21 protein-coding genes are annotated in these 25,077 nt (G+C 60.4%); 11 read left to right on the top strand and 10 right to left on the bottom strand.

Annotated elements, in window-relative coordinates; all coding sequences use genetic code 11:
• On the bottom strand, nt 1–1,333 hold a 1,333-nt coding region (gene tssI, locus ACP7B0_RS13410; RefSeq protein WP_426141879.1), incomplete at its 3' end, for a type VI secretion system tip protein TssI/VgrG.
• 195 nt (nt 1,334–1,528) lie between these two features.
• On the opposite strand from tssI, the gene ACP7B0_RS13405 reads away from it, so the two are divergent.
• The gene (locus ACP7B0_RS13405; RefSeq protein ID WP_426141878.1) at nt 1,529–1,678 is read left to right on the top strand and encodes a hypothetical protein; all 150 of its coding nucleotides are present in this window, start codon (nt 1,529–1,531) and stop codon (nt 1,676–1,678) included.
• Between the two features lie 61 nt (nt 1,679–1,739).
• Here the strand turns inward: ACP7B0_RS13405 and ACP7B0_RS13400 are convergent, their stop codons facing one another.
• Complete coding sequence (locus ACP7B0_RS13400) at nt 1,740–2,816, bottom strand: MBL fold metallo-hydrolase (RefSeq protein ID WP_426141877.1); 1,077 nt, start codon at nt 2,814–2,816, stop codon at nt 1,740–1,742.
• Nucleotides 2,817–2,998: 182 nt separating this feature from the next.
• Between ACP7B0_RS13400 and ACP7B0_RS13395 the strand changes: the two genes are divergently transcribed.
• A complete protein-coding gene (locus ACP7B0_RS13395; RefSeq protein WP_426141876.1) occupies nt 2,999–3,634 on the top strand; it encodes a TetR/AcrR family transcriptional regulator in 636 nt (211 codons plus the stop codon).
• Here the strand turns inward: ACP7B0_RS13395 and ACP7B0_RS13390 are convergent.
• Nucleotides 3,631–4,311, bottom strand: a complete 681-nt coding sequence (locus ACP7B0_RS13390; RefSeq protein WP_426141875.1) for a DJ-1/PfpI family protein — start codon at nt 4,309–4,311, stop codon at nt 3,631–3,633. The two genes, ACP7B0_RS13395 and ACP7B0_RS13390, sit on opposite strands and share 4 nt — an antisense overlap.
• A 118-nt stretch (nt 4,312–4,429) precedes the next feature.
• Here ACP7B0_RS13390 and ACP7B0_RS13385 point away from each other — a divergent pair, with 118 nt between their 5' ends.
• A complete protein-coding gene (locus ACP7B0_RS13385) occupies nt 4,430–5,413 on the top strand; it encodes a GlxA family transcriptional regulator (protein ID WP_426141874.1) in 984 nt (327 codons plus the stop codon).
• A 125-nt stretch (nt 5,414–5,538) separates the two neighbouring features.
• Here the strand turns inward: ACP7B0_RS13385 and fahA are convergent, their stop codons facing one another.
• Complete coding sequence (gene fahA / locus ACP7B0_RS13380; RefSeq protein ID WP_426141873.1) at nt 5,539–6,837, bottom strand: fumarylacetoacetase; 1,299 nt, start codon at nt 6,835–6,837, stop codon at nt 5,539–5,541.
• Nucleotides 6,834–8,141, bottom strand: a complete 1,308-nt coding sequence (gene hmgA / locus ACP7B0_RS13375) for a homogentisate 1,2-dioxygenase (RefSeq protein WP_426141872.1) — start codon at nt 8,139–8,141, stop codon at nt 6,834–6,836. Before hmgA ends, fahA begins: the two co-directional genes overlap by 4 nt.
• Nucleotides 8,142–8,271: 130 nt before the next feature.
• Between hmgA and ACP7B0_RS13370 the strand changes: the two genes are divergently transcribed.
• Nucleotides 8,272–9,069, top strand: a complete 798-nt coding sequence (locus tag ACP7B0_RS13370) for an IclR family transcriptional regulator (protein ID WP_426141871.1) — start codon at nt 8,272–8,274, stop codon at nt 9,067–9,069.
• Nucleotides 9,070–9,075: 6 nt separating this feature from the next.
• Here the strand turns inward: ACP7B0_RS13370 and hppD are convergent, their stop codons facing one another.
• The 3 genes from hppD to glcC all read right to left on the bottom strand — a co-directional run bounded on the left by hppD (nt 9,076) and on the right by glcC (nt 11,809).
• On the bottom strand, nt 9,076–10,161 hold the full coding sequence (gene hppD, locus ACP7B0_RS13365) for a 4-hydroxyphenylpyruvate dioxygenase (protein WP_426141870.1): 1,086 nt from the start codon (nt 10,159–10,161) through the stop codon (nt 9,076–9,078).
• Between the two features lie 141 nt (nt 10,162–10,302).
• Nucleotides 10,303–10,938, bottom strand: a complete 636-nt coding sequence (gene maiA, locus ACP7B0_RS13360; protein ID WP_426141869.1) for a maleylacetoacetate isomerase — start codon at nt 10,936–10,938, stop codon at nt 10,303–10,305.
• A 103-nt stretch (nt 10,939–11,041) separates the two neighbouring features.
• Nucleotides 11,042–11,809, bottom strand: coding sequence for a transcriptional regulator GlcC (gene glcC / locus ACP7B0_RS13355; RefSeq protein WP_426141868.1), 768 nt, complete (start codon nt 11,807–11,809; stop codon nt 11,042–11,044).
• 246 nt (nt 11,810–12,055) lie between these two features.
• Here glcC and glcD point away from each other — a divergent pair, with 246 nt between their 5' ends.
• The 5 genes from glcD (at nt 12,056) to ACP7B0_RS13330 (ending at nt 18,624) form a co-directional block, all read left to right on the top strand.
• Nucleotides 12,056–13,555 (top strand): glycolate oxidase subunit GlcD, encoded by a 1,500-nt coding sequence (glcD, locus tag ACP7B0_RS13350; RefSeq protein WP_426141867.1) that lies wholly within the window; start codon nt 12,056–12,058, stop codon nt 13,553–13,555.
• Nucleotides 13,555–14,625 carry a glycolate oxidase subunit GlcE gene (gene glcE, locus ACP7B0_RS13345; protein WP_426141866.1) on the top strand — a complete coding sequence of 357 codons (1,071 nt, stop codon included), beginning with the start codon at nt 13,555–13,557 and terminating at the stop codon, nt 14,623–14,625. The genes glcD and glcE overlap by 1 nt, the downstream gene beginning before the upstream one ends.
• Nucleotides 14,626–14,628: 3 nt before the next feature.
• Nucleotides 14,629–15,846 (top strand): glycolate oxidase subunit GlcF, encoded by a 1,218-nt coding sequence (gene glcF, locus ACP7B0_RS13340; protein WP_426141865.1) that lies wholly within the window; start codon nt 14,629–14,631, stop codon nt 15,844–15,846.
• Between the two features lie 35 nt (nt 15,847–15,881).
• A complete protein-coding gene (locus tag ACP7B0_RS13335; RefSeq protein WP_426141864.1) occupies nt 15,882–16,283 on the top strand; it encodes a heme-binding protein in 402 nt (133 codons plus the stop codon).
• 163 nt (nt 16,284–16,446) lie between these two features.
• Nucleotides 16,447–18,624, top strand: coding sequence for a malate synthase G (locus ACP7B0_RS13330; protein ID WP_426141863.1), 2,178 nt, complete (start codon nt 16,447–16,449; stop codon nt 18,622–18,624).
• A gap of 46 nt (nt 18,625–18,670) precedes the next feature.
• On the opposite strand, the gene ACP7B0_RS13325 is transcribed toward ACP7B0_RS13330, so the two are convergent.
• Entirely contained in the window at nt 18,671–19,687 is a 1,017-nt protein-coding gene (locus ACP7B0_RS13325) for a LacI family DNA-binding transcriptional regulator (protein WP_426141862.1), read from the bottom strand.
• 272 nt (nt 19,688–19,959) lie between these two features.
• Between ACP7B0_RS13325 and ACP7B0_RS13320 the strand changes: the two genes are divergently transcribed.
• Both ACP7B0_RS13320 and ACP7B0_RS13315 read left to right on the top strand, forming a co-directional pair.
• Complete coding sequence (locus ACP7B0_RS13320) at nt 19,960–20,451, top strand: gluconokinase (protein ID WP_426141891.1); 492 nt, start codon at nt 19,960–19,962, stop codon at nt 20,449–20,451.
• 104 nt (nt 20,452–20,555) lie between these two features.
• Nucleotides 20,556–21,908, top strand: a complete 1,353-nt coding sequence (locus ACP7B0_RS13315; RefSeq protein WP_426141861.1) for a GntP family permease — start codon at nt 20,556–20,558, stop codon at nt 21,906–21,908.
• A gap of 293 nt (nt 21,909–22,201) precedes the next feature.
• Here ACP7B0_RS13315 and ligD read toward each other — a convergent pair whose 3' ends face one another.
• The gene (gene ligD / locus ACP7B0_RS13310) at nt 22,202–24,832 is read right to left on the bottom strand and encodes a DNA ligase D (RefSeq protein ID WP_426141860.1); all 2,631 of its coding nucleotides are present in this window, start codon (nt 24,830–24,832) and stop codon (nt 22,202–22,204) included.
• Between the last annotated feature and the right edge of the window lie 245 nt (nt 24,833–25,077).

The following is a 25,077-nucleotide window of genomic DNA, read 5'->3' as shown; positions in this document are numbered from 1 at the left end:
CGGCTTCGAAATAGCCGACCACCACTTCCATGCCGACCCGGGGGATCATCACCGCGCCGTACCGGTCGTGCGCCCAGCCGGTGGCGACCCGCAGCCAGCAACTGGCGTGCTCGTCGCGCCCGCCTTCGCGGTCCCAGTAGAACTTGACCTTGACCCGACCATACTCGTCGCAATGCACCTCTTCACCCGCAGGGCCGGTGACGATGGCGTGCTGGCTGCCGAGAATCCGTGGTTTGGGGTGTCTGAGTGGCGGGCGAAACGGCACCAAACCGGGAATGGCTTCAAAATGGTTGCGGTAGCCCTGGGTGAACGCCCCCGGCTGAAAGGCCTGCGGGCTGTGTTCTTCCAGCACTTGCGGCTGTTTGCCTTCGTGCACAACGGCGGTGATCAGCCATTGGGCGTTCCAGTCCTCCCGGGGGTGCTCGCTGAGGGTCAGCAAATGGCCGCTGAGCAGCGCCGGTTGATTGCTGTGGCCCGCGGCGAGTTGATAGTCGCTGCGATGCCGCTCCAGGACGACTTGGGCCTGACGCGCCCCGATCTGCCGTTCTTCAAAAGGGGCCGGATAAGCGTAATCCTCCAGATCCCGGCGCCCGTCCGGCTGTTGGGCGCTGCTGAGCAGGTCCAGCGTGGGTTTCTGAAAGTGGTAAGTCTGGCGGCTGACCTTGCCGGTGCGGGTGGCCAGGCGCACGCTGAACTGGCTGATCACCGGCTCCTCGGCCACCAGCCCGTTGCCTTGCAGGTAAGGTGTAGGACGCGCCAATACAGGCAGTGCGATAGGGTCGTCGGCAAACACCAGCAGGTGTTTGTCGCGGGCATGTTCAAAGTGAAAACTTAATCCGCTCTCCTCACACAGCCTTCGGATGAAAAACAGGTCGCTCTCGTGATATTGCGTGCAGTAATCACGGGGTGGGCAGGTCTTGCGGTCCAGCCTGAAAACAAAGTCCCCGGCCAGAATACCGTGATCCTTGAGCACCAGGGCGATGATGTCCGGCACGCTTTTGTTCTGGAAGATCCGGTGATTGTGCCGGTGCTCCAGGCGCAGCAGATTGGGCACCAGCCGGATGAAGTAGTGAGTAAACCGCTTGCCGGAATCCCCCTGCGCCACCTCGCCGATCTGCCCGTGCATGCCGTTGCCCTGGGCGTCAAACCCCAGAAACGCCTGACGATGCAGCACATCTTCAAGCTTGAGGTTGGCCCGCTCGCTGACCAGTTCGATGCGCACACTGAACGGACGGCTGACGGCTTCCTTTGCGGTGAAACTCAGCACGCGCAGCGAATGCTCGACCTGCTCGATCTCCAACGTGAAAGCGGCTTGGTTGGCGGGGTTGAGCATGGGCGAGTCCTTGGCCTGGGGGAAAGGCAGGACTTTGCAGGGGCACGCTCAGACTGTCAGTCAGGATTGGAGACGGGATTTGTGGGATGTTTCCGATAGAACACACCTGATCCGGGAACTTCATCAAACAAAGTTCGAATCTTGCGTCTGCCACGCTGCCTAACCCTTACCCCAATCGCAACGGAGACCGCCCAAATGACTCAGGAATCGAAACGCGAAGACCTGGACCACAAGCCAGAAAATGCCGGGAAGGTCGGCGAAAAGAACAAGGAAATGAACAAGCAAGGGGAGCAGCCGCGTCCTGGTACGCCGCCTGATCCCAAGGAGCGTCCGGAAGACGTCTGAGTCTGGGTGCTCAAAACAATCACTGCTTCGGCTACGGTGTGGCTGCTCGACATATCGGGTGTTATGACGCTCTGGTCGGCACCCCCGCCGCACGGTCAGTCGCGCCCTCGTTGACGCCCTCGACACCCAGCCACCAGGCGTGCCCGCGGCTTGGGTAATCCATGTAGAAAGGCTGCCCCATCTGCGGCGTGGTAATGGAGACATTTTTCTCCCAGGCCAGGGAGATGATGCGGTCGAACGGCTCATGCCAGGCATGCATCGCCAGATCGAAAGTACCGTTGTGAATCGGCAGCAGCCATTTGCCCCGCAGGTCGAGGTGCGCCTGCAGCGTTTCTTCGGGCTGCATGTGAACGTTGGGCCAATCAACGTTGTAGGCCCCGGTTTCCATCAGGGTCAGGTCGAATGGACCGTAGTGTTCGCCGATAGCCTTGAAGCCGTCGAAGTAGCCGGTGTCGCCGCTGAAGAAGATCCGTTGGCTTTCGTCATGGATCACCCATGAGGCCCACATGCTGCGATTAGCGTCGCGTAACGACCGCCCGGAAAAATGCTGCGCCGGGGTCGCGACAAACTGAATGCCATGCACCGCCGTCGACTGCCACCAATCCAGCTGCTGAACTTTCCCGGCGGGCACGCCCCATTCGATCAGGGTATCGCCCACGCCGAGCGGCGTGAGGAAGTGCTCGGTTTTGGCCATCAGCGCCTGGATGGTCATGTAGTCCAGATGATCGTAATGATTGTGGGAAAGGATCACCCCCTTGAGCGGCGGCAGGTCTTGAAGACTGATGGGCGGCTGATGAAAACGCTTGGGCCCGGCCCACTGCACGGGCGACGCACGCTCGGCGAAGACCGGATCGGTCAGCCAGAAAACGCCCTTGAGCTTGAGCAACACCGTGGAATGCCCCAGGCGAAACACACTGTTGTCAGGGGCCGCGAGCAGTTGTTGGCGCGACACTTCCTGCACCGGAATCTCCCCTGCCGGGCGGGTGTGCCCGGGCTTGTTGAACAGCGCATTCCAGAACACGCCCACGGTCCTGAAAAAACCCAGACGGCTCATGGGCGCGTTGTTGCGATAGCGTCCTTGATGCTTGTTCAAGGTCGGCAAGGCGGGGGCTGGCGAGGTTGGGTCGGTCTTGGCCATGATCTGCTGACTCCGGGGAGATAGTGCGTCGATCCTGTCGAGCGATTGAACACTGGCAACAGTGACAAGGATATGTAACTGTGTATTACACTACACGGTGTAGTTTCAAGCTTGCATGACGATCGATGGCAAGTAAACTGCCGAGTGTAATTTTCTCTAAACGCACGTTTGAAGCGAGACCTATGACGACTTCCCTGCGACTCACCGACCGTAAACGCGAGGCCATCGTTTTGGCAGCCATTGCGGAGTTTGGCGATAACGGGTTTGAGGTGACCAGCATGGATCGAATCGCGGCACGGGCGGAAGTCTCCAAGCGCACGGTCTACAACCATTTCCCGAGCAAGGAGGAATTGTTCGCCGAAATTCTCCAGCGCCTGTGGTGCCGTATCAGCGAACTCCCTGACTCGGCTTATCGACCCGGCGTTGCATTGCGGCCACAACTGCGGGCCATGCTGCAAAACAAAATGCTGACCCTGAGTGACAGCAATTGTCTGGACCTGGCACGCGTCGCCCTGGGCGCGACTATACATTCGCCGGAACGCGCTCAGGTATGGCTGGCACGCCTGAATGAACGCGAAGAAACCTTCAGCCTCTGGATTCGCGCCGCACAAGCCGACGGCCGACTCAAGGCAGTCGATCCGGCCTTTGCCGCCAACCAGATGCATGCCCTGCTCAAGGCGTTTGCCTTCTGGCCACAGGTCACGTTCAACGAGCCGGTATTGAGCGCCGAAAAACAGCGGGAAGTCATCGAGTCGGCTCTGGACCTGTTTCTTGGCTGGTATGAAATCACGGACAAAACCCCGGCAAGCCCTGCTTAAACTGCCCCTGGGGCTACCCGTTTGACGACAGCCCGACGTCGCGCCATCGCCTGCTGTCCACGCTCAAGCGCCCTCTCGACCACCCGGGCTGGTGCCGTATCCGGATGGCCTGCCTCAAACGGTGGCGCAGGGGCGTATTCAAGCTGTAACTGGACGGTCTGGGCGTGAGCCTCGTCGATCAACTCGCTGGCCATGGTCAGGGCGAAGTCGATACCGGCGGTCACACCGCCTCCGGTCAACAGGTTGCCATCGCGCACCACTCGCTCATGCACGGCAATCGCCCCGAAAGACTCCAGTAAATCGTGAGACGCCCAGTGGGTGGTCGCACGCTTGCCGCGCAATAACCCCGCAGCCCCCAGCACCAACGCGCCCGTACATACGGACGTCAGGTATTTCACTGACGCTGCCTGTTGCTGGATGAACGCCAGGGTCTCGTCATCTTCAAGTAACGCATCAATACCCAAACCTCCGGGAATGCACAGCACATCCAGCACAGGGCAATCGGCAAAAGTCCGGATCGGTTTCAGGGCAAGGCCGGTGCTGGAATGCAGCAGGTCGAGGTTCTTCCACAGCAAGTGCACGCTCACGCCCGGCAGCGTCGCGAACACTTCGTAAGGACCGGTGAGGTCCAGTTGTTGAACGTTCGGGAACACAAGCAGACCGATATGGAGGGTCATGGGTAGCTCCGTTGCAAGGGCGATATCCGGAGTGGACGCCCTTTAAAGTAGCGGGTTAGGATCTGGCTGTTTCGCCATATTACCCACCAATTCCGCCAAATACAGGTTGGATGCCAGCATGACCCACTCACCGAAGACCGTTCACATCCTGGCATTCCCTAACGTGCAACTGCTGGACGTTTGCGGGCCGTTGCAGGTCTTTGCCTCGGCCAATATCCAGGCGGGTCAGCAAGGCTTGCCGCCGGCTTATACATTGAAAGTCATCGCCGCCGAGCAACGCGGGGTGGAATCCTCTGCGGGTCTGGGACTGCACACCTGGCCATTGCCCGATGCGGACGAATCAACTCATACCTTGATCGTCGCCGGAGGTCGTGGCGTGCATGCTGCGGCAGAAGATCCGCAACGGGTGCAATGGCTGCGAGAGCGAGCGCAGCAGGCGCAACGCGTGGCATCGGTGTGCACCGGTGCGTTCCTGCTGGCGGCGACCGGTTTGCTGGAGGGTCGTTCGGTGGTCACTCACTGGAACAGTTGCGAAGCGCTGGCGCGCCGCTATCCGGCCTTGCGGGTTGATCCTGATCCGATCTTCATCAACGATCAGCACTTCTGGACCTCGGCCGGCGTGACGGCGGGGATTGACCTGGCCCTGGCGTTGGTGGAGGCGGATCTCGGCCACGCCATGGCGCTGGCTGTCGCTCGGGATCTGGTGGTCTTTCTCAAGCGCCCGGGGGGCCAGTCGCAATTCAGCAATGCGCTTTCCCTGCAGCACGCCAGCGCTAGCGACAGTCGTTTCGCCCGCTTGCACAATTGGGTCAACGAGCACCTGGCCAGTGACCTTTCGGTGTCAACGCTGGCGGCACACGTCGGCATGAGCGAGCGCAGTTTCGTGCGCCACTACCGGGCCCAGACCGGTATCACCCCCGCCAAGGCCATCGAGCAACTGCGTGTCGAAGCGGCGCGACGTTTGCTGGCAGACAGCTCAATGCCGCTCAAGCGTATCGCTGCATACTGCGGCTTTGGCACTGAAGAGACCTTGCGCCGCAGCTTTCTGCGGTCGCTGGCGGTGACACCCCAAGGCTACCGCGAGCGGTTTAGCCGGGTTTGAGGGCGTGTCGCTCAACACTGTTTCACTCAGTGCCCCGCTGCTACCGAGGTGGTGGCAAATCCGGGTAAGCATTGACTCCAGGCTGTCAGCAATCCGGCATTGTTTGCAACATGCCCCTCCGACACCTAACCCTCAATCACACCCCGACATTCACCGAACCCGATGGTCACCTGCCCTTCTCGTTTGCACCGGGCCTTCAGGATGACTTCGTCACCGTCTTCCAGAAAGCGCCGGACTTCGCCGCTCGGCAACTGAATGGCGTGCTTGCCGCCCTCGGTCATTTCCAGAAGGCTGCCGAACTGTCCGGTCTGCGGCCCGGACAAGGTGCCGGTGCCAAACAGATCACCCGGTTGCAGCTTGCAGCCGTTAACGCTGTGGTGGGTGACCATCTGCGCCAGCGTCCAGTACATGTTCAGGGTATTGCTCAGCGCCAGACGTTCAGCGGGCACGCCTTGCGCCTTCATTTGCCGAGTCAGCAGCAGCACTTCCAGTTCGACATCCAGCGCCCCGTTGTGTTGATCCGCCGGATCGAGCAGATAGGTCAGCGGTTGCGGATCGCCTGCCGGGCGCGGGGGTTGCGCGCTGCGAAATGGCGCGAGGGCTTCGGCAGTGACCACCCACGGCGACACGGTGGTGGCAAAGCTCTTGGACAGAAACGGGCCCAGCGGTTGGTATTCCCAAGCCTGGATATCCCGCGCTGACCAGTCGTTGAGCAGGCACAAACCGGCGATATGCTGCGAGGCATCAACGATGTCGATGGCGTCGCCACTGGCATTGCCCGGCCCGATCCACACGCCCATTTCCAGCTCGTAATCCAGACGTTTGCAGGGGCCGAACTGCGGCACCTCCTGGCCCGGCGGCAGCGTCTGGCCATTGGGACGTTTGACGGGCGTGCCCGACACACACAGCGTCGAGGCGCGGCCGTGATAGGCAATCGGCACGTATTTATAGTTGGGCAACAACGGATTGTCCGGGCGAAACAGCTTGCCGACGTTCATGGCGTGATGAATGCCCACATAGAAATCGGTGTAGTCCCCGACATGCGCCGGCATGTGCATCTGGCACTCGCCCATGGGATGCAGCAACACCTCGGCTTTTGTTTGCAGACGAGCACTTTGGGGGCTGTTTTCATCCAGCAGATGGAGCAACTCACGACGCAATGTCTGGCGTGCCTCAGCGCCCAGCGCAAAGAAGTCATTGAGCTGATCGCGACTGGCGGCCTCGGCGGCGGTCCGTGCCGCGCCATTGAAGAACCCTGCTTCAAGGGCGGCCTGCAGATCGAAAATCCAGTCACCGATGGCAACCCCCCCGCGCGGGGTCAGACCTGAGCGGCTGAACACGCCAAAGGGAAGATTCTGCAACGGAAAGTCGGCATGGCCGTTGGCGGATTCGACCCAGCTGCGAGTGTTTGCGGAGGTGCTCATTGCGGCATTTCCCTGTTGAAAGTCTTGGCCATGCCGGTCCAGCAGGCATCATAGTCAGGCTGCAGTTGCACACACTCAAGGGCATGGCGGCTCGGGCGCAAGACCTTGGCGGTTTCGAACATGAACGCCATGGTGTTTTCGATCTTGTGGGGCTGCAACGTCGCAGCGATGGCTTTTTCCGCCGTGGCGTTGTCCGGTCCATGGGCGCTCATGCAGTTATGCAACGAGGCACCGCCCGGCATGAAGCCTTCAGCCTTGGCATCGTAGGCTCCGTCGATCAGTCCCATGAATTCGTTCATCAGGTTGCGATGAAACCACGGTGGGCGGAAGGTGTTTTCCGCCACCATCCAGCGCGGCGGAAAAATCACGAAGTCGATATTGGCTTGCCCTTCTACTGATCCCGGAGCGGTCAGCACGGTAAAAATCGAAGGGTCCGGGTGATCGAAGCTGACGGTGCCAAGGGTATTGAAACGGCGCAGATCGTATTTATACGGCACGTTATTGCCATGCCAGCCCACCACGTCAAAGGGCGAATGATCCAGCTGCGTGCTCCACAGTTCGCCCAGGAATTTCTGCACCAGGGACGTCGGCCCATCGCTATCTTCAAACCAGGCCACCGGCGCCTGAAAATCCCGTGGGTTGGCCAGCCCGTTACTGCCGATAGGGCCAAGGTCCGGCAAACGCAAGGCAGCTCCGTGGTTCTCACAGATATAGCCGCGCGCGCCGTTGTCGAGCAACTGCACACTGAATTTCAGGCCCCGTGGCAACACGGCGATTTCCTGCGGCTCGACGTCCAGCAAACCCAGCTCGGTCACGATGCGCAATCGGCCCAACTGGGGCACGATCAGCCATTCACCGTCAGCATTGAAAAACGCCCGCTGCATCGAGGCGTTGGCCGCATAGTTGTAAACGGTGACCCCTTCTGCCTGCTCCGCCGATGCCGTGCTGGCCATGATTAGCAGCCCGTCGATGAAATCCGTGGGCTGGCTCGGCAGCTCAAAGGCATCCCAGCGCAGACGGTTAGGCGTGATCGGGCCTGTATCACTGCCGGCGATCTGTCGCTCAAGACGCTCGAATCGAGGGTGGCTGGCCGAAGGTTTGATGCGGTACAGCCAGGTCCGACGCCCTTGCGCACGGGGAACCGTGAACGCGGTACCCGACAGCAATTCAGCGTAGAGACCCAAGGCATGTTGCTGCGGGGAGTTCTGGCCGATCGGCAATGCGCCGGGCAGTGCTTCACTGCTGAAGTGATTGCCGAAACCACTCAGGTAGTTCAGCGGTTGGGCGTGAGGATGACTGCGCATCTCGACCTCTTGTCATGTTCTTCGACCCAGCGAAAAACAATAATCGTAATTGAGTTACGCATAACGTAATTTGAGTTTGGAATCGGGTCAAGCTATAAAGCAGCCTTCCCAGACCGGCGCACACTTTGTAATGACCGTTGAAATAGAAACGCCTCCAGGCGGGCGCCAGCAAAAGGTTCAAGCCGCCGAAGTCGGCGTGGGTATTCTCAAGGCGCTGGCTGAATTGGCGCCCGCCACGTCGCTCACCCGGCTGGCCGAGCACGTGGGAATGCCCGCCAGCAAAGTGCACCGCTATCTACAGGCATTGATTGCCAGCGGCTTTGCCGAACAGGATTCCGTCACCCATCATTACGGCCTGGGTCGCGAGGCGTTGTATGTCGGCCTGGCGGCGGTGGGTCATCTGGATGTGCTGAAAATCACTGCGCCGCATCTGGCGACCCTGCGCGACGAGCTCAACGAAACCTGCTTTCTGGCGGTATGGGGCAACAAGGGGCCCACGGTGGTGTATGTCGAGCCTTCCAGCGGCGCGGTGACGCTGGTGACCCACATCGGCTCGGTCCTGCCCTTGCTGGGCTCATCCACCGGTCTGGTGTTCCACACGTTTCTCAACGCCCGGGAAACCGCCGAGCTGCACGATCAGGAATCGGTGGGCCTCACTGCCATGCAACGCCAGGAAATCGAACAGCATGTCCGGGACATTCGCAGCACGGGCGTGCATCAAATTCACGGGTTGTTGATGGCCGGGGTCAATGCCGTGTCCTCACCGGTGTTCACCGTCGGCAACAAACTGGCCGGGGTGATCACCATGGTGGGCTCGGCGTCGGTGTTTACCGACACCGTGCAAGCTGATGCGGCGCAGCGCTTGCGGGCGACTGCGCAGGTGATCAGCGCGAGGATGGGCGCGGATGCAGGATTGTTCGGCGCTTGAGAACCCTCAGTGAGTTGAATCCGCCGTCAACACGCCACGCTTGATCTGATCACGCTCGATGGATTCGAACAACGCTTTGAAGTTGCCTTCGCCGAACCCGTCATCGCCCTTGCGCTGGATGAATTCGAAGAACACCGGGCCCATCAGGGTTTCCGAGAAAATCTGCAACAGCAGACGTCGCTCGCCGCCCTCGGAAGTGCCATCGAGCAGGATGCCTCGGGACTTGAGTTCAGATTCCGGCTCGCCGTGGTCAGGCAAGCGGCCCTGGAGCATTTCGTAATACGTTTCCGGCGGCGCGGTCATGAAGCGCATGCCTAGGGCTTTCAGGGCGTCCCAGGTTTTGATCAGGTCATCGGTGAAGAACGCCACATGCTGGATGCCTTCGCCGTTGAACTGCATCAGGAACTCTTCGATCTGCCCCGCGCCCTTGGATGACTCCTCATTCAAGGGAATGCGGATCATGCCGTCCGGTGCGGTCATGGCCTTGGACGTCAGCCCGGTGTATTCACCCTTGATATCGAAGTAGCGAAGCTCACGGAAGTTGAACAGCTTCTCGTAGAAGTTCGCCCAGTACGCCATGCGCCCGCGATAGACGTTGTGGGTCAGGTGATCAATGAATTTCAGGCCCGCCCCCACCGGATGGCGGTCCACGCCTTCGATGAAATTGAAATCGATGTCATAGATCGACGTGCCTTCACCGAAACGGTCGATCAGGTACAACGGCGCGCCCCCGATGCCCTTGATCGCCGGCAAACGCAGTTCCATGGGCCCGGTGGCAATGTCCACCGGCTGCGCGCCCAACTCCAGCGCCCGCTGGTAGGCCTTGTGGGAATCCTTGACGCGAAAAGCCATGCCACACACCGACGGCCCATGCTCGGCCGCGAAGTAGGAAGCAACGCTGTTCGGTTCGTTATTCAGGATGATGTTGATACCGCCCTGGCGATACAGCGTGACGTCCTTGGAGCGGTGAGTGGCGACCTTGGTGAAACCCATGATCTGGAACACGGGCTCAAGGGTATTGGGCGTCGGCGAGGCGAACTCGATGAATTCAAAGCCCATCAGGCCCATCGGGTTTTCGTATGAATCAGCCATGGTCTGGCTCCTTGCAGGAAAGTGGGATGCTTGCTGTCAGATCACTTTCCAGCGGGTGGCGCGCAGGGGATTCCACGCACGCTGCGAGCGAGGAAATCACCGAATATCAGCTGCAAGCCAAGAATTTTCATAAGGCCAAGACTACTCCGGCTTGTCGGGTTGCGCATCGGGATGCGCTTGCTGGAACGCCTGATGTGCCAAGGCCAGCTTTTCGACCCGAACAATGCGTGGATAGGGGCTGAGGTCGACGTTGAAACGCCGGGCGGCATAGACCTGAGGCAACAGGTAGACATCGGCCAGGCTTGGGGACTGACCAAAACAGAAGCCCTTGGAATCAATCAACTCTTCGACGGCGGCAAATCCCTGGTTGATCCAGTGGCCGATCCAGTCGCCGATGTCGTTGTCGTCGTGACCCAGACCGCGCAAACGATTGAGCACCGAGACATTGTGCAACGGGTGGATATCACAGGCGATCAACGCCGCGACCGCTCGCTGGGTGGCGCGGGTTTCAAGGTCCGCCGCCAGCAACGGGGGCTGGGGATAGCGCTCTTCCAGGTACTCGATGATCGCCGGGGACTGCGTCAGCACCCAGCCATTGTCCAGGCGTAACGCAGGCACTCGGCATTGCGGGTTGATGGCTTTGAAGTCGGACTTGAGGTGTTCGCCGCCGTCGCGCAGCAGGTTGACCGGTATCGCCGTGACGTCCAGCCCTTTCAAAGCCAGCGCGATGCGCACCCGATAACTGGACGTGGAGCGGTAGTAAGTGAAGAGGTCCACGGCAAATCACACCATTGTTATTTTCGTAATCGATTTACGTAATGCGTAAGCTGCGCGATTGCCGGGGCAGTGTCAATAGAAAGGGATCTCGTTAGACGGAGTTTCACACCCACCCTTCAAGCCGCAACGTGGCCCGCACCAGACGCTGTTCTTCGTTTTCAATCTCCCGCAGGTTTTCGCAGATGCTTTGAATATGGGCGACGGCTGCCTTGCGTGCCTGTTCCGGCAGACGACCGGTGACGGCGTTGTACAAACGGGCATGCTGGCGATCGATCTGGCGCTTCTGTGGCTCGCGGTGATAGAGGTTGTTGACCGAAGCGAACACGGTGCTGAGCAACAGGTCCGTCAGCGAACGCAGGGTCTGCACCAACACCGGATTGTGGGACGCCTCGCAGATCGCCAGATGGAACGCGTGGTCCAGACGGGCATGCCCCGAAGCATCCAGCTCACTGCCGTGAGCGGCGACCAGCGCATCGTAGCTGCGGGTGATCAGCACGAAATCGGCTTCGGTGCCGCGCAAGGCGGCCAGTCGCGCCGACTCGCCTTCCAACAGGCTGCGCACCTCGAACAGGTCATACAACGTGCGCGGCTGAGAACCGAACAGGTGCATCAGCGGTGACGTGGGCTGATGGCTGTTCATCTGGGCAACGAATGATCCCTTGCCCTGTTCGGTCTCGATGATGCCTCGGGCACGCAGCAGCTTCAGGCCCTCGCGCAAGGCCGTGCGCGACACCCCGAGTTTTTCCGTGAGCCGCCGCTCGGAAGGCAGCAATTGCCCGACCTTGAGCACGCCATCAACGATTAAGCGTTCGATACGCTCGCACACCACATCCGCGACTTGGGGTGCCCTGGGTTTTGCCGTGTCATTCATTACGGTACTCACTGGTATGACCAGTCAACAAGAGCAAACAAACAGGCCCTATTAACAATCACAAGCCACTGTTTTAATTTAATTTAATCTTTATTAACTGGTTTTTAGTTCCAAAAAACTGGTTCGACCACTGTTTCCAGTCGTAGACAGTAAAGCCCGGACGGCCAATGATGCAAGTCAGCCGTTCAATGCCTGACTTCAACAGAACAGTCCCCTATAAAAACAACGCAGGGTTATCAACCCACCATGAATATCCTCTACGACGAACGTGTTGACGGCGTATTGCCTGCCATCGACAAGCAAGGGTTGCTGCAAGACCTGCAGCGCCAATTGCCGGAACTGGACATCCTGCACCGTCCCGAAGAACTGCGCCCTTACGAGTGCGACGGGCTGTCGGCCTACCGCACCGCTCCCATGCTGGTTGCCCTGCCCCGCCATCTGGAAGAAGTGCAGACGCTGCTGAAGATCTGCCATCAACGGCATGTACCGGTGGTGGCCCGTGGCGCAGGGACCGGGCTTTCCGGGGGTGCCTTGCCGTTGGAGAAAGGCGTGCTGCTGGTCATGGCGCGGTTTAACCAGATCCTCGACATCGACCCCGCAGCCCGCGTGGCGCGCGTGCAACCCGGCGTGCGCAATCTGGCGATTTCCCAGGCGGCGGCTCCGTTCGATCTGTATTACGCGCCCGACCCGTCCTCCCAGATCGCCTGCTCCATCGGCGGCAACGTCGCGGAAAACGCAGGCGGCGTGCATTGCCTGAAATACGGCCTGACCGTACACAACCTGCTCAAGGTGGACATCCTTACCGTTGAAGGCGAACCCATGACGCTGGGGTCGGACGCTCTGGATTCACCGGGCTTCGACCTGCTGGCGCTGTTTACCGGGTCCGAGGGCATGCTGGGCATCATCACCGAAGTCACCGTCAAGCTGCTGCCCAAGCCGCAGGTTGCCCGGGTCTTGCTCGCGGCGTTCGATTCGGTGGAAAAAGCCGGTCGCGCCGTGGGCGATATCATCGCGGCGGGCATTATTCCTGGCGGGCTGGAGATGATGGACAACCTGGCGATTCGCGCTGCGGAAGACTTCATCCATGCCGGTTACCCGGTGGACGCCGAAGCGATTCTGTTGTGCGAACTCGATGGCGTCGAAGCCGACGTGCATGACGACTGCGCCCGGGTTCGGGAAGTGCTGACTAACGCAGGCGCCACCGAAGTACGCCAGGCGAAGGACGAAGCGGAACGGGTGCGATTCTGGGCAGGACGCAAGAATGCGTTCCCGGCAGTCGGCCGCCTTTCGCCGGATTACTACTGCATGGACGGCACCATTCCGCGCCGGGAACTGCCAGGGGTATTGCGCGGTATTACGGCGCTGTCCGAAGAGTACGGGCTGCGGGTCGCCAACGTATTTCATGCCGGCGACGGCAATATGCACCCACTGATCCTGTTCGATGCCAACCAACCCGGCGAGCTGGATCGCGCCGAGGCGTTGGGCGGCAAGATCCTTGAACTGTGCGTAAAGGTCGGCGGCAGCATCACCGGCGAGCACGGCGTAGGCCGCGAGAAAATCAATCAGATGTGCGCCCAGTTCAACAGCGATGAGCTGACCCTGTTTCATGCGGTGAAAGCGGCGTTCGATCCAGGCGGCATGCTCAATCCCGGCAAGAACATTCCGACCCTGCATCGCTGCGCCGAATTCGGTGCCATGCATGTGCACATGGGCAAACTGCCCTTCCCTGAACTGGAGCGTTTTTGATGGCGGCCGACATTAACGTTCATGACCAGGACGCCAGCGAGCAACTGCTGGACCAGGTCAATCAGGCGCTGCAAAACGGCCTGCCCCTGCGCATTCAAGGGGGCGGCAGCAAGGCGTTTCTGGGTCGCGAAGTGGCAGGCGAGATTCTGGACCTGCGCACCCATCGCGGCATCGTCAGCTACGACCCCACCGAACTGGTCATCACCGCTCGCGCCGGTACACCATTAAGCGAACTGGCCGCTGCGCTGGACGCGGCCGGGCAAATGCTGCCCTGCGAGCCCGCCGGTTTTGGCGAGGCCACGGTGGGCGGTATGGTGGCCGCTGGCTTGTCCGGCCCGCGCCGGCCATGGTCCGGTTCGGTACGCGATTTTGTGCTGGGCACTCGAGTGATTACCGGGCTCGGCAAACACCTGCGTTTCGGCGGCGAAGTGATGAAAAACGTCGCGGGCTACGACCTGTCGCGCTTGATGGCCGGAAGTTACGGATGCCTTGGCGTGCTCACCGAAGTGTCCCTCAAAGTGCTGCCCAAGCCGCGTCTGTGCAGCAGCATTGCACTGGAAATGAACAGCGAACAGGCCCTGCGTCGTCTGGCCGAATGGGGACAGCAACCGATTCCCATCAGTGCCGCCAGCCATGACGGACGCTTGTTGCGCCTGCGTCTTGAAGGTGGCGAAGGCTCAGTGGCGGCAGCCCACGAACGCTTGGGTGGCGAACGATTGGACCCGGCGTACTGGCAAGACTTGAACGAGCAGCGCCTGGCGTTTTTTACTGATGGCTTGCCATTGTGGCGCTTGTCGCTGCCCAACAACACCGGCGTACTGAATGTACCGGGCGAGCAATTGATCGATTGGGCGGGCGCTCAGCGCTGGCTGAAATCCGACGCTGACGGGGCAACGATCCGCACCATTGCCGACACCGCAGGTGGCCACGCGACATGCTACAGCCATGGTCTGGAGGACAGCCCTTTTCATCCGCTGCCTGCGCTACTGCTGCGCTATCACCGCCAGTTGAAGGCGCAACTTGATCCGCACGGAATCTTCAATCCGGGCCGGATGTACCCGGAGATCTGAACCATGCAGACCACCCTGAGCGACAAAGCCCGACAGTTGCCCCGCGCCGAGGAAGCCGAAAGCATTCTGCGCAGTTGTGTGCACTGCGGCTTTTGCAACGCCACCTGCCCGACCTATCAATTGCTCGGCGATGAACTGGACGGTCCACGCGGGCGTATCTACCTCATCAAGCAAGTGCTGGAAGGCAACGAAGTCACGGAAAAAACCCAATTGCATCTGGACCGCTGCCTGTCCTGTCGCAACTGCGAGACCACCTGCCCGTCCGGCGTGGATTATCACAACCTGCTGGACATTGGCCGTGCCGTGGTCGATGCCGCCGTGCCGCGTCCGTTGGGCCAGCGTTTGCTGCGCGAAAGCCTGCGCGCCGTGGTGCCCAACGCAGCCTTGTTCAAATCCCTGACGCAACTGGGTGCAACCTTTCGCCCGCTGCTGCCCGGCAGCCTGAAAATCAAGCTGCCCGCGCAGATCACCCCCGCCAAAGCGCGACCCGCCGTTCGCCATGCGCGCAAGGTGTTGATGCTCGAAGGCTGCGTGCAGCCTGGCCTGTCGCCCAACACCAACGCCGCGACGGCGCGGGTTCTGGATCGGCTCGGCATCAGTGTCACGCCCATCGCTCAGGCCGGTTGCTGTGGTGCGGTGGATTACCACCTGAACGCTCAAGAGGCGGGCCTGAACCGGGCGCGGCGCAATATCGACGCCTGGTGGCCCAGTGTCGAAGCCGGTGCCGAGGCCATCGTTCAGACCGCCAGCGGCTGTGGCGCTTTCGTCAAGGATTACGGGCATCTGCTCAGCGACGATCCGGCCTACGCCAGCAAAGCGCAGCGTATCAGTGCGCTGACCAAGGATCTGGTGGAAGTGCTGCGCGACGAGCCTTTGGAGAACCTTGGCGTTGCCAGTGATCTGCGCCTGGCGTTCCACTGCCCCTGCACCTTGCAGCACGCGCAGAAACTCGGCGGTGCCGTGGAAAGCGTACTGGCGCGGCTCGGCTTTAACCTCACCGCCGTGCCGGATGCGCACCTGTGTTGTGGTTCGGCGGGTACGTATTCCATCACTCAGCCGGAGCTTTCCCAGCGCTTGCGCGACAACAAATTGAACGCCCTTGAAAGCGGCCGGCCCGAGGTCATCGCCACCGCCAACATTGGCTGCCAGACCCACCTGGCAGCGGCAGGCCGCACGCCGGTGCGGCACTGGATCGAACTGATCGAAGAAGCCTTGCACTAAACATCAATCGTCCAACCCACTTTTTGGAGACACCGATGAAAACCAAAGCTGTCCTGACCCAGACTGAAGTCACCCAGATCCTCGCAGCCGCACGTGCCGAAGCCAACGACAACAGTTGGGCGGTTTCCATTGCCGTGGTGGACGATGGCGGCCACCTGCTGGGCTTCGAACGTCTGGACGGTTGCGCACCGATCGGCGGCTACATTGCCATCGAAAAAGCCCGCACCTCGGCGCTGGGCCGTCGCGAATCCAAGGGTTACGAGGAAATGGTCAACGGTGGCCGCACTGCCTTCCTGTCAGCGCCGCTCCTGACGTCGCTGGAAGGCGGCGTGCCGGTGATCGTTGACGGCCAGGTGATTGGCGCGGTGGGGGTGTCCGGGGTCAAGGCCGATCAGGATGCACAGGTGGCCAAGGCGGGTGTGGCGGCGATTGGCTGATTCTGCCTCGGCTCCGTAGGAGCGAGGCTTGCCCGCGAATCGGTATTCCAGTCGACCTGTTTATCGCCTGAAATAAAGCTTTCGCGGGCAAGCCACGCTCCTACGAATCGCATTCCAAACAGATGGTCAAGCGCAGCTTGCCCCAACAACCGGAGAACCCGAGATGACCGATTTCGTTCAATGCCAACGCCTGAAGGTTGCCTTCAATCTGCAACGCTTCGTCAACGATGACGTACTGCCGGGCACGGGCCTGGATCAAGACGCCTTCTGGGCCGGGTTCGATGCACTGGTTCATGAGCTTGCCCCGCTCAACCGCACCCTGCTGGCCGAGCGCGACCGCTTGCAGACTGAATTGGACACGTGGCACAAGGCTCATCCCGGACCGATCAAGGACATGCCGGCCTACCGCGCCTTCCTTGAATCCATCGGCTACCTGTTGCCCGTTCCGGAACAGGTCGCCGTCACCACCGCCCATGTTGACACCGAAATCAGTGAGCAGGCGGGCCCGCAGCTTGTCGTCCCGGCCGTCAATGCCCGGTACGCACTGAACGCCGCCAACGCCCGCTGGGGCTCGTTGTACGACGCGCTGTACGGCACCGATGCGATTCCCAGCGATGAAGGCGCTCATGTCAGTGCGGGCTACAACCCGTTGCGCGGTGCCAAAGTGATCGCTGCCGCCCGCGCACTGCTGGACGAAGCCGCTCCGCTGCTCAAAGGCTCCCACGCCGACGCGACGGGCTACAGCATCGCGTCCGGGGCGCTGAGCGTCACCCTGGCCGACGGCAGCGTGACGTCCTTGAAACAGCCGGAAAAATACATCGGTTACCGGGGCGAACCGGGCCAACCCGAAGCGGTTCTGCTGAAAAATCACGGCCTGCACATCGAGATCCAGATCGATCCGCAAAGCGCTATTGGCAGCACCGATCCGGCGGGCGTGAAAGACCTGCTGCTGGAAGCGGCTGTCTCGACGATCATCGACTGCGAAGACTCCGTGGCCGCGGTGGATGCCGACGATAAAGTCTCCGTTTATCGCAACTGGCTGGGCCTGATGAAAGGCGACCTGACGGAAGATCTGGTCAAGGGCGGCAAAACCATCACCCGTCGCCTCAATGCCGACCGCCAATACACCCGCGCCAGTGGCGGCGAGATGACGCTGCATGGCCGCTCGCTGCTGTTCATCCGCAACGTCGGCCACTTGATGACCAGCCCGGCCATTATCGACGGCGAAGGCAACGAGATTCCCGAAGGCATTCTGGACGGCGTGATCACCAGCCTCATCGCGGTCCACGATCTGCAACGACGCGGCAACTCGCGAACCGGTAGCGTGTATATCGTCAAGCCGAAGATGCATGGTCCGATGGAAGTGGCGTTCGCCGAGCAACTGTTCAGCCGCATCGAAGACCTTCTCAAGCTGCCGCGCAACACCTTGAAAATGGGCATCATGGACGAAGAGCGGCGCACCAGCGTCAACCTCAAGGCATGCATCAACGCCGCGTCAGCTCGGGTGGCTTTCATCAACACAGGCTTTCTGGACCGGACCGGCGACGAGATCCACAGCGCCATGCAGGCAGGACCCATGCTGCGCAAGGGCGACATGAAAAACACCCCATGGATCAAGGCCTACGAGCGCAGCAACGTGCTGGTGGGCCTGGCGTGCGGTTTGCGTGGTCGCGCGCAGATCGGCAAGGGGATGTGGGCCATGCCTGATCGCATGGCGGACATGCTGGAGCAGAAAATTGCCCACCCCAAATCAGGCGCTACCACCGCCTGGGTGCCCTCGCCCACCGCCGCCACCCTGCATGCCTTGCACTATCACAAGGTCGATGTCAGGGCGATTCAGGAAGCACTTGAACAGGTCAGCCTGAACAGCGTCAGCGAAGACATCCTCAATGATCTGCTGACCATCCCGGTAGCCGACGAGCCGACGTGGACCGTCGAGCAGATTCGCGAGGAAGTTGAAAACAACGCGCAAGGCTTGCTGGGCTATGTGGTGCGCTGGGTCGAGCAAGGCGTCGGTTGCTCCAAGGTGCCGGACATCCACAACGTCGGCCTCATGGAAGACCGGGCGACGCTGCGGATTTCCAGCCAGCACATGGCCAACTGGCTGCATCACGACATTATCAATGAGGGGTACACCCGCGGCATTCTGGAGCAAATGGCCAAGGTGGTGGACAAGCAAAACGCCGGCGATTCGCAGTACACGCCGATGGCACCGGACTTCAAGAAATCGGTGGCCTTCCAGGCGGCGTGTGCGTTGGTGTTCAAGGGGCTGGAACAACCCAGTGGCTACACCGAGCCGTTGCTGCATGAGTTCCGGCTGGCGTTCAAGAAAGCGCCGTAACACCCCGCTGGAACGCCGACCGCTCCAACGGGGATTTTAAATCGCCTCAAGAACTCTCCCGCACCACCAACTCAAACCCCAGGTCCACCTGGGGTTGCTGCGTCACGCCATCGATCAGCCCCAACAACAACTGCGCAGCGCGCTGACCGACCTCCTCACGCGGCGTGCGGATCGAGGTCAGGCGCGGCACCATGTGCGCCGACCCTGGCAGGTCGTTGAAGCCGATCAACGACACCCGTTGAGGAATCGCAATACCGTGGCGTAACGCCTCAAGGGCTGCGCCTTGGGCAAGGTCGTCATTGCAGAAAAACACACCGTCCACGTCCGGGTGCCGCTCCATCAGTTGCATGAACAGTTCGCTGCCCAGCCCTATGGACGACGGCAGGGGCGACATGACTTGCAGCTCGGGATCGTCAACGCCCGCCTCTTGCAGCACTCGGCGAAAGCCCTGACCGCGCTGTAACACACGCGGGTCAAGCTGCGCAGCGATGTAAGCCAGACGCTTACGCCCACGGCCCAACAGATGCCGCGCCGCTTCGGCGCCCGCCTGCTCCTGGGAAAAACCTACACAGTACGCCCCGCGCACCGTGTCCAGTTCCATCATGTGCACGCAGGGCACGCCACTGGCGGCCAACAACTGGCGCACCGCCGGGGTATGGTCGAAACCCGTCAACAACAGGCCTCGGGGGCGATTGACCAGATAGTTTCTGAGCAGGTTTTCTTCTTCCTCGGGGGAGTAGTGATAGTTGCCGATCACCACTTCCAGGCCCCGGGTGCGCATCACGTTTTGAATCGCCTCCAGAGTTTCGATGAACAACTGGTTGGACAGCGACGGGACCAGCACCACCACCGCCTGACTCCGGGACGACGCCAGGGCCCGGGCGGCCGGGTTGGCGACGTAACCCAGGGTCTGGGCGGCAGCGCGAACTTTTTCGACAAGGTCGGGCGTCACCGTGGCGACTCCCCGCAACGCTCTCGACGCGGTGATCGGGGAAACAGCCGCAAGACGTGCGACTTCGTTAAGGGTCGGTCGACCAGTGGAACGGGAACCAATGCGTGTCATTCGTTGCCAACTAACAGAGGAATAAGCAAAGGGTTGCCAAATGTGGCGAATGAGCTCTAAGGTAGCGCTGTCTTTCGGCCCCTACAATGCTATTCGCACGTCATGTTACTGACGCGAGAAGCTCCGATGACAACCGACGTAACTAAAACAATGACAATAACTGGAAACAGTCCTACCTGTTCTTTCGTCCAAGATGACAAAGACAGCGCTGTCTCCAGCAGAGGTGGACAATGGTGACAACTGCGAATTCTGCTATTTCCGCCCTCGTGGTGATGGGTGTTTCCGGCTGCGGCAAAAGTGTTGTCGGTGCCGAAATTGCGCTCAACAGCGGCGGCGTACTCATCGAAGGCGATGCTTTCCACCCGCCGGCCAATATCGAGAAGATGAGCGCCGGACATCCCCTCAACGATGAAGACCGCGCCGGATGGCTGACCCTTCTTGGCGAAGCGATGGCCACTGCCCTCAGCGAGGGCAAACGTCCCATCCTGACCTGCTCCGCCCTCAAGCTGATTTACCGTGAACGCCTGCGCGAAGCCGTGCCAGGGCTGGGCTTTGTATTTCTGGAGCTGACCAGGGAAGTCGCCACAGACCGCTGCTCCCACCGGCCCGGCCATTTCATGCCCGCCAGTCTGGTCGACAGCCAGTTCGCCACCCTTGAACCGCCGTACGGTGAAGATAAAACACTGGTGGTCGATGCGACGCAGTCTGTCGCTGACATTGGCAAGCAAGCCGCCATCTGGTGGATGGCGTCCCAAGCCAAATAAAGGCGTGAGCGCAAAAGACAGCGCTGTCTTGACGGACGAACACCCTTCACAAGACAGCGCAAGACAGTAGCTCCATAAAACAAAGACAACCGGAGAGGCATCCAATGTTCGGCATGAGCCATGACACATACCTGTTGGTCGATGCGTTAGTAACCATCATCGGCCTGATTCTGTTGATCACGAAATTCAAGGTTCACCCGTTCGTCGCCCTGACGATCGCCGCGGGCTTTCTCGGTCTGACTTCCGGCATGCCAGTGGACAAGGTCATGAAGTCCTTCCAGGACGGCTTTGGCGGTGTCCTCGGCTTCGTCGGCATCATCCTTGGCCTGGGCACCATGCTCGGCAAACTGATGGCTGACTCCGGGGGTGCCGACCAGATTGCGCAAACCCTGATTCGGGTGTTCGGTAAGCAGCGTGTGCACTGGGCGATGATGTTTGCCGCGTTCCTGGTGGGCATCCCGTTGTTCTTCGAGATCGGCTTTGTCCTGCTGATCCCGCTGGTGTACATCGTGGCGCGTCGCACGGGCGTGTCCATCGTCAAGATCGGCATCCCGTTGCTGGCTGGCCTGTCCGCCGTACATGGCCTGGTTCCTCCACATCCGGGCCCGTTGCTGGCTATCGGGATTTTCGGTGCCGACATCGGCAAGACCATTTTCTATGGCCTGCTGATTGCCCTGCCGACGGCGATCATTGCCGGTCCGATCTACGGCAAGTGGATCTCCAAATATGTACCCGGTACGCCCTCCCCTGAACTGATGGAGCAGATCGGCAAGGAATCCAGCGCCGATAACCTGCCGGGTTTCGGTATCACCCTGGTCACGATCCTGTTGCCGGTGTTTCTGATGCTGCTCAAGACCTTCGCGGATGTGGTCATGCCGGATGGCAGCACCTTCCGTATCTGGATGGACTTCATCGGTCACCCGATCACTGCCCTGCTCGCGGCCCTGCTGCTGGCGTTCTACACCTTTGGCGCGGCTCGCGGTTTTGATCGCAACAAGATCATGAAAATGCTGGACCAGAGCCTGTTACCGGTCGCGGCCATCGTGCTGATCGTGGGTGCTGGCGGCGGCTTCAAGCAGATGCTGGTTGCCAGCGGCGTGGGCGACCTGATCGGTCACATGGCGGTGCAGGCGCAGATCAACCCGATCATGCTGGCATGGCTGGTGGCGGCGGTGATTCGCGTGGCCACCGGTTCTGCAACGGTGGCGACCATTACCGGCGCGGGTATCGTCGCGCCAGTGGTCGGCCTGATTCCGGGGGTAAACCGCGAGCTGCTGGTGTTGGCGACGGGTGCGGGTTCGTTGATTCTGTCGCACGTCAACGACGCGGGTTTCTGGTTAGTGAAGCAGTACTTCAACATGACCGTTGCGGAGACCTTCAAGACCTGGACGGTGATGGAAACCATCCTGTCTGTGGTGGGCATCATCTTCATCATGCTGTTGTCGATGGTGGTTTGAGTTCGACCCACTGACACCTTTGCGAGAAAGCTCGCCCCCTCAGGACTCATGCCGAATCGAGATCCTGTTGGAGCGAGGCTTGCCCGCGAAGAGGCCGGTACATCCGCCGAAGCTTCCAACCAGAAACGACGCATTCGCGGGCAAGCCTCGCTCCAACGAGCCGGAGCCTGTCAGGAAAAGCAAAGGTGTCGTGGGGTGGTGCGACCGGCCTGAATGTCGGCGAGCGCCGTCGGGCCATGGATGGCCCCTCGGCGCATACCCCACTCAAAACGCCGCACCGGCAACACAAAACCTCACCGCCTCATCCCGATCCGCCTGCGCATATCCGCCGTAATCGTCTGCCTGACCTTCCCATACCCCGCCCACGGATCATCCTGATCAGCCAGCCGTTCCAGAACGTTATGGATATTCCACCCATTGGCGCTTTTGAGTCGGGCAACTTCTTCGCGCCGTACCGGCACTGAAATCGGCAAACCCTCGCGGGTGCGTGCCGAAAACGCACAAATCGTGGTGGCACCCTGGCTGTTGCGCAGGTAATCAATGAAGATCTTGCCCACCCGGTTCTTCGGGCCGGACACCGCGGAGAAACGCTCCGGCAGTAACGTCGCCATGTGCTTGACGATGGCCTGGCTGAAGGCCTTGACCTCATCCCAGTCAGCCTTGGGTTTGAGGGGCACGACAATGTGAATCCCCTTGCCGCCGCTGGTTTTCAGGAATGACTGAAGGCCCAGTTCATCCAGGATGGTCAAGGTCAATTGAGTGGCTTCGACCATAGGTTTCCAGGGCAATACCGGGTCGGGGTCCAGGTCCAGAATGAAACGATCAGGGTGCTCCAGATCAGCCAGGGTTGCATTCCAGGTGTGCAACTCGATGGTGCTCATCTGTACCGCGCCAATCAGGGCTTGAGGATTATCGATGACCATGATCGGCTGACCGCCGTGCTCTTTCCCCAGGCTGATCAGCCCTGGAATCGCCAGCGTGTCGGCGTTTTTCTGGAAGAACAATTCGCCTGCGATGCCTTCCGGCGCCCGGACCAGTGCAACGGGGCGGTCCTGCAAGTGCGGCGCGATCCAGGGGAACACCTGTGCGTAATACTCCGCCAGCTGCATTTTGGTCGCGCCGCTGCTGGCATCGATGATGCGTTCAGGGTGGGTGATGCGAATCTTGCCGTCGCCGGGCGCACTTGCACCAGCGGTAGTACGGGGTGACGGCGACGCCGATTTCCGGGGTTTGACCACAGGCTTCTCGGCACTGCCCGGCTTCGGCTTCGCCACGTCCGAGGCCGGCCGGGGCTGTTCCTCGCTGATTTGCGTGGCCGGTTTGTCGTCACGCAGCCCCTGAAACACCGCATGCCGCACCGAGCCTTCCCGGGTCATCTCGGCAAACGCCACTTCAGCCAACAACTCGGGGCTGAGCCAATGCACACCTTTGGCCTCAAGACCGGTGGGCGGGTTGACCACGGGTGTGGTTTTGATCTCAAGTGGCTTGAGGCGTGCGTGAATGCTGCGCAAGGTGGTCTCGTTGAAGCCAGTGCCCACTTTGCCCGCATACCGCAGTTCCCCGCTGTCGGCATCATGCAGCCCCAGCAGCAAGGCACCGAAAGCGCTGCGACTGCCCTTGGGCTCGCTGAAGCCCACCACCACGAACTCTTGACGGCGTTTGCATTTGAGCTTGATCCAGTCCGTGCTGCGCCGGGACTGGTAAGGACTGCCGACGCGCTTGCCGATCAAACCTTCCATCTTCATCTGGCAGACGCTGTTAAGCAGGGCATCCGCCGATTCGCTGAAGTCCTCGGAAAAACGCAGCGCGTCATCGTTGCCGCGTTCCAGCACGGCGGCAAGAGCAGCACGGCGTTCTTCCAGCACTACGTTTCGCAAGTCCATGCCATTGAGATAAGGCATGTCAAACAGGTAGAACACGATGCTCTCGTGACGCCCGCTTTCGAAGGCGTTTTGCAGCGCCTGAAAATCCGGCATGCCCTCGTCGTCGGCCACCACCACTTCGCCGTCGAGCCAGGCGGATTCCAGCCCGAGGCTTTCCAGCGCCTGGACCTGCCGCGGCATTTTGTTGCTCCAGTCATGGCCGTTGCGCGTCAATAGGCGAACCTGGCCATTTTCGATGCGCGCCATGATGCGGTAGCCGTCGAGCTTCAGCTCATAACGCCAATCCCCTTCGGGAGCGCTGTCCACCAACGTTGCCAGTTGCGGCTTGATGGAGTCCGGCATATCGGCAAGCTGAGCGCCATTCAACGGGATGGCCTTCGGGGATTTCGCCTTCGCGGTTTGTTTTACAGTCTGTTTCCCGGATCTGGACGGAGTTTTTTCAGCGACCGGCGCTCGTGTGATCAACGTACGTTGGCTCAAAACGCTGTCGGGCTGGGCTTCGACAACGTCGAACTCAGCTTTGGGGCGAGCGAAGGCGTCTTTGGATTTGATCAGAAACCACTGCTCCTGCTTGCCCTCCAGATGAGTGCGAACCAGATTCCATTGGCCACTGAGCTTTTCCCCTTCGAGCTGGAACTTGAGCCGGCCCTTGTCATAAGCCGTCTGGGGATCACCCAGGGGAATCCAGATGCCGCGATCCCAGACAATCACATCACCCGCCCCGTAATGGCCTGCCGGGATATGACCTTCAAACAAGGCATAATCCAGTGGATGATCCTCCACATGCACCGCCAGGCGCCGCACGGCCGGGTCCAGGCTCGGGCCTTTGGGCACAGCCCAGCTTTTGAGTGTCCCGTTTATTTCCAGGCGAAAGTCATAGTGCAGGCGAGTAGCGTCGTGCTTTTGGATGCAGAATTGGAGGGCGTGGTCGGTAGACACCTTCCTACGTGACCCAGCGCTTTTGCCTTTGCTTTTTCCAGAAGGCTCCGGCGTAGCGTCAAAGTCACGCCTACGCTGATACTCGTCCAGGGATCGGTTCATGGCTCACCTCTGCGCATTGCAATAAAGAGCCGAGAGCCAAGCGATAGTTCAGCGCCCGAAAATGAAAGCTTTTTTATTTCCCCCAGTAAACTCGGGCATTTGCGAGCAAAAACAGGCAGAATTGGCGCACTCGACACGTCAGTGATTCAAATACTCGTGACAGAAGAACGGGCCAGGGGAATTATATTCACCTCGGCACCGTCATACTGTTGGGCGCATTTGGATGTACTCGGCAATATCCACCA

Origin of the sequence: Pseudomonas sp. DWP3-1-2, assembly GCF_049896285.1 — a bacterium.
In the GTDB taxonomy this organism is placed as follows: Bacteria; Pseudomonadota; Gammaproteobacteria; order Pseudomonadales; family Pseudomonadaceae; genus Aquipseudomonas.
Note: the sequence above shows the minus strand (reverse complement) of the source record. Positions and strands in the feature narration are given on the sequence as shown.

Excerpts from the sequence above, each read along its gene's own strand:
- ACP7B0_RS13320 (WP_426141891.1), top strand. The coding sequence starts at position 19,960 with ATGGGTGTTTCCGGCTGCGGCAAAAGTGTTGTCGGTGCCGAAATTGCG.
- ACP7B0_RS13395 (WP_426141876.1), top strand. The coding sequence starts at position 2,999 with ATGACGACTTCCCTGCGACTCACCGACCGTAAACGCGAGGCCATCGTT.
- ACP7B0_RS13315 (WP_426141861.1), top strand. The coding sequence starts at position 20,556 with ATGTTCGGCATGAGCCATGACACATACCTGTTGGTCGATGCGTTAGTA.
- ACP7B0_RS13400 (WP_426141877.1), bottom strand. The coding sequence starts at position 2,816 with ATGGCCAAGACCGACCCAACCTCGCCAGCCCCCGCCTTGCCGACCTTG.
- glcC (WP_426141868.1), bottom strand. The coding sequence starts at position 11,809 with ATGAATGACACGGCAAAACCCAGGGCACCCCAAGTCGCGGATGTGGTG.
- ACP7B0_RS13390 (WP_426141875.1), bottom strand. The coding sequence starts at position 4,311 with ATGACCCTCCATATCGGTCTGCTTGTGTTCCCGAACGTTCAACAACTG.
- fahA (WP_426141873.1), bottom strand. The coding sequence starts at position 6,837 with ATGAGCACCTCCGCAAACACTCGCAGCTGGGTCGAATCCGCCAACGGC.
- glcD (WP_426141867.1), top strand. The coding sequence starts at position 12,056 with ATGAATATCCTCTACGACGAACGTGTTGACGGCGTATTGCCTGCCATC.
- ACP7B0_RS13330 (WP_426141863.1), top strand. The coding sequence starts at position 16,447 with ATGACCGATTTCGTTCAATGCCAACGCCTGAAGGTTGCCTTCAATCTG.
- ligD (WP_426141860.1), bottom strand. The coding sequence starts at position 24,832 with ATGAACCGATCCCTGGACGAGTATCAGCGTAGGCGTGACTTTGACGCT.
- ACP7B0_RS13370 (WP_426141871.1), top strand. The coding sequence starts at position 8,272 with ATGACCGTTGAAATAGAAACGCCTCCAGGCGGGCGCCAGCAAAAGGTT.
- glcE (WP_426141866.1), top strand. The coding sequence starts at position 13,555 with ATGGCGGCCGACATTAACGTTCATGACCAGGACGCCAGCGAGCAACTG.
- hppD (WP_426141870.1), bottom strand. The coding sequence starts at position 10,161 with ATGGCTGATTCATACGAAAACCCGATGGGCCTGATGGGCTTTGAATTC.
- ACP7B0_RS13335 (WP_426141864.1), top strand. The coding sequence starts at position 15,882 with ATGAAAACCAAAGCTGTCCTGACCCAGACTGAAGTCACCCAGATCCTC.
- glcF (WP_426141865.1), top strand. The coding sequence starts at position 14,629 with ATGCAGACCACCCTGAGCGACAAAGCCCGACAGTTGCCCCGCGCCGAG.
- ACP7B0_RS13325 (WP_426141862.1), bottom strand. The coding sequence starts at position 19,687 with ATGACACGCATTGGTTCCCGTTCCACTGGTCGACCGACCCTTAACGAA.
- ACP7B0_RS13385 (WP_426141874.1), top strand. The coding sequence starts at position 4,430 with ATGACCCACTCACCGAAGACCGTTCACATCCTGGCATTCCCTAACGTG.
- hmgA (WP_426141872.1), bottom strand. The coding sequence starts at position 8,141 with ATGCGCAGTCATCCTCACGCCCAACCGCTGAACTACCTGAGTGGTTTC.
- ACP7B0_RS13405 (WP_426141878.1), top strand. The coding sequence starts at position 1,529 with ATGACTCAGGAATCGAAACGCGAAGACCTGGACCACAAGCCAGAAAAT.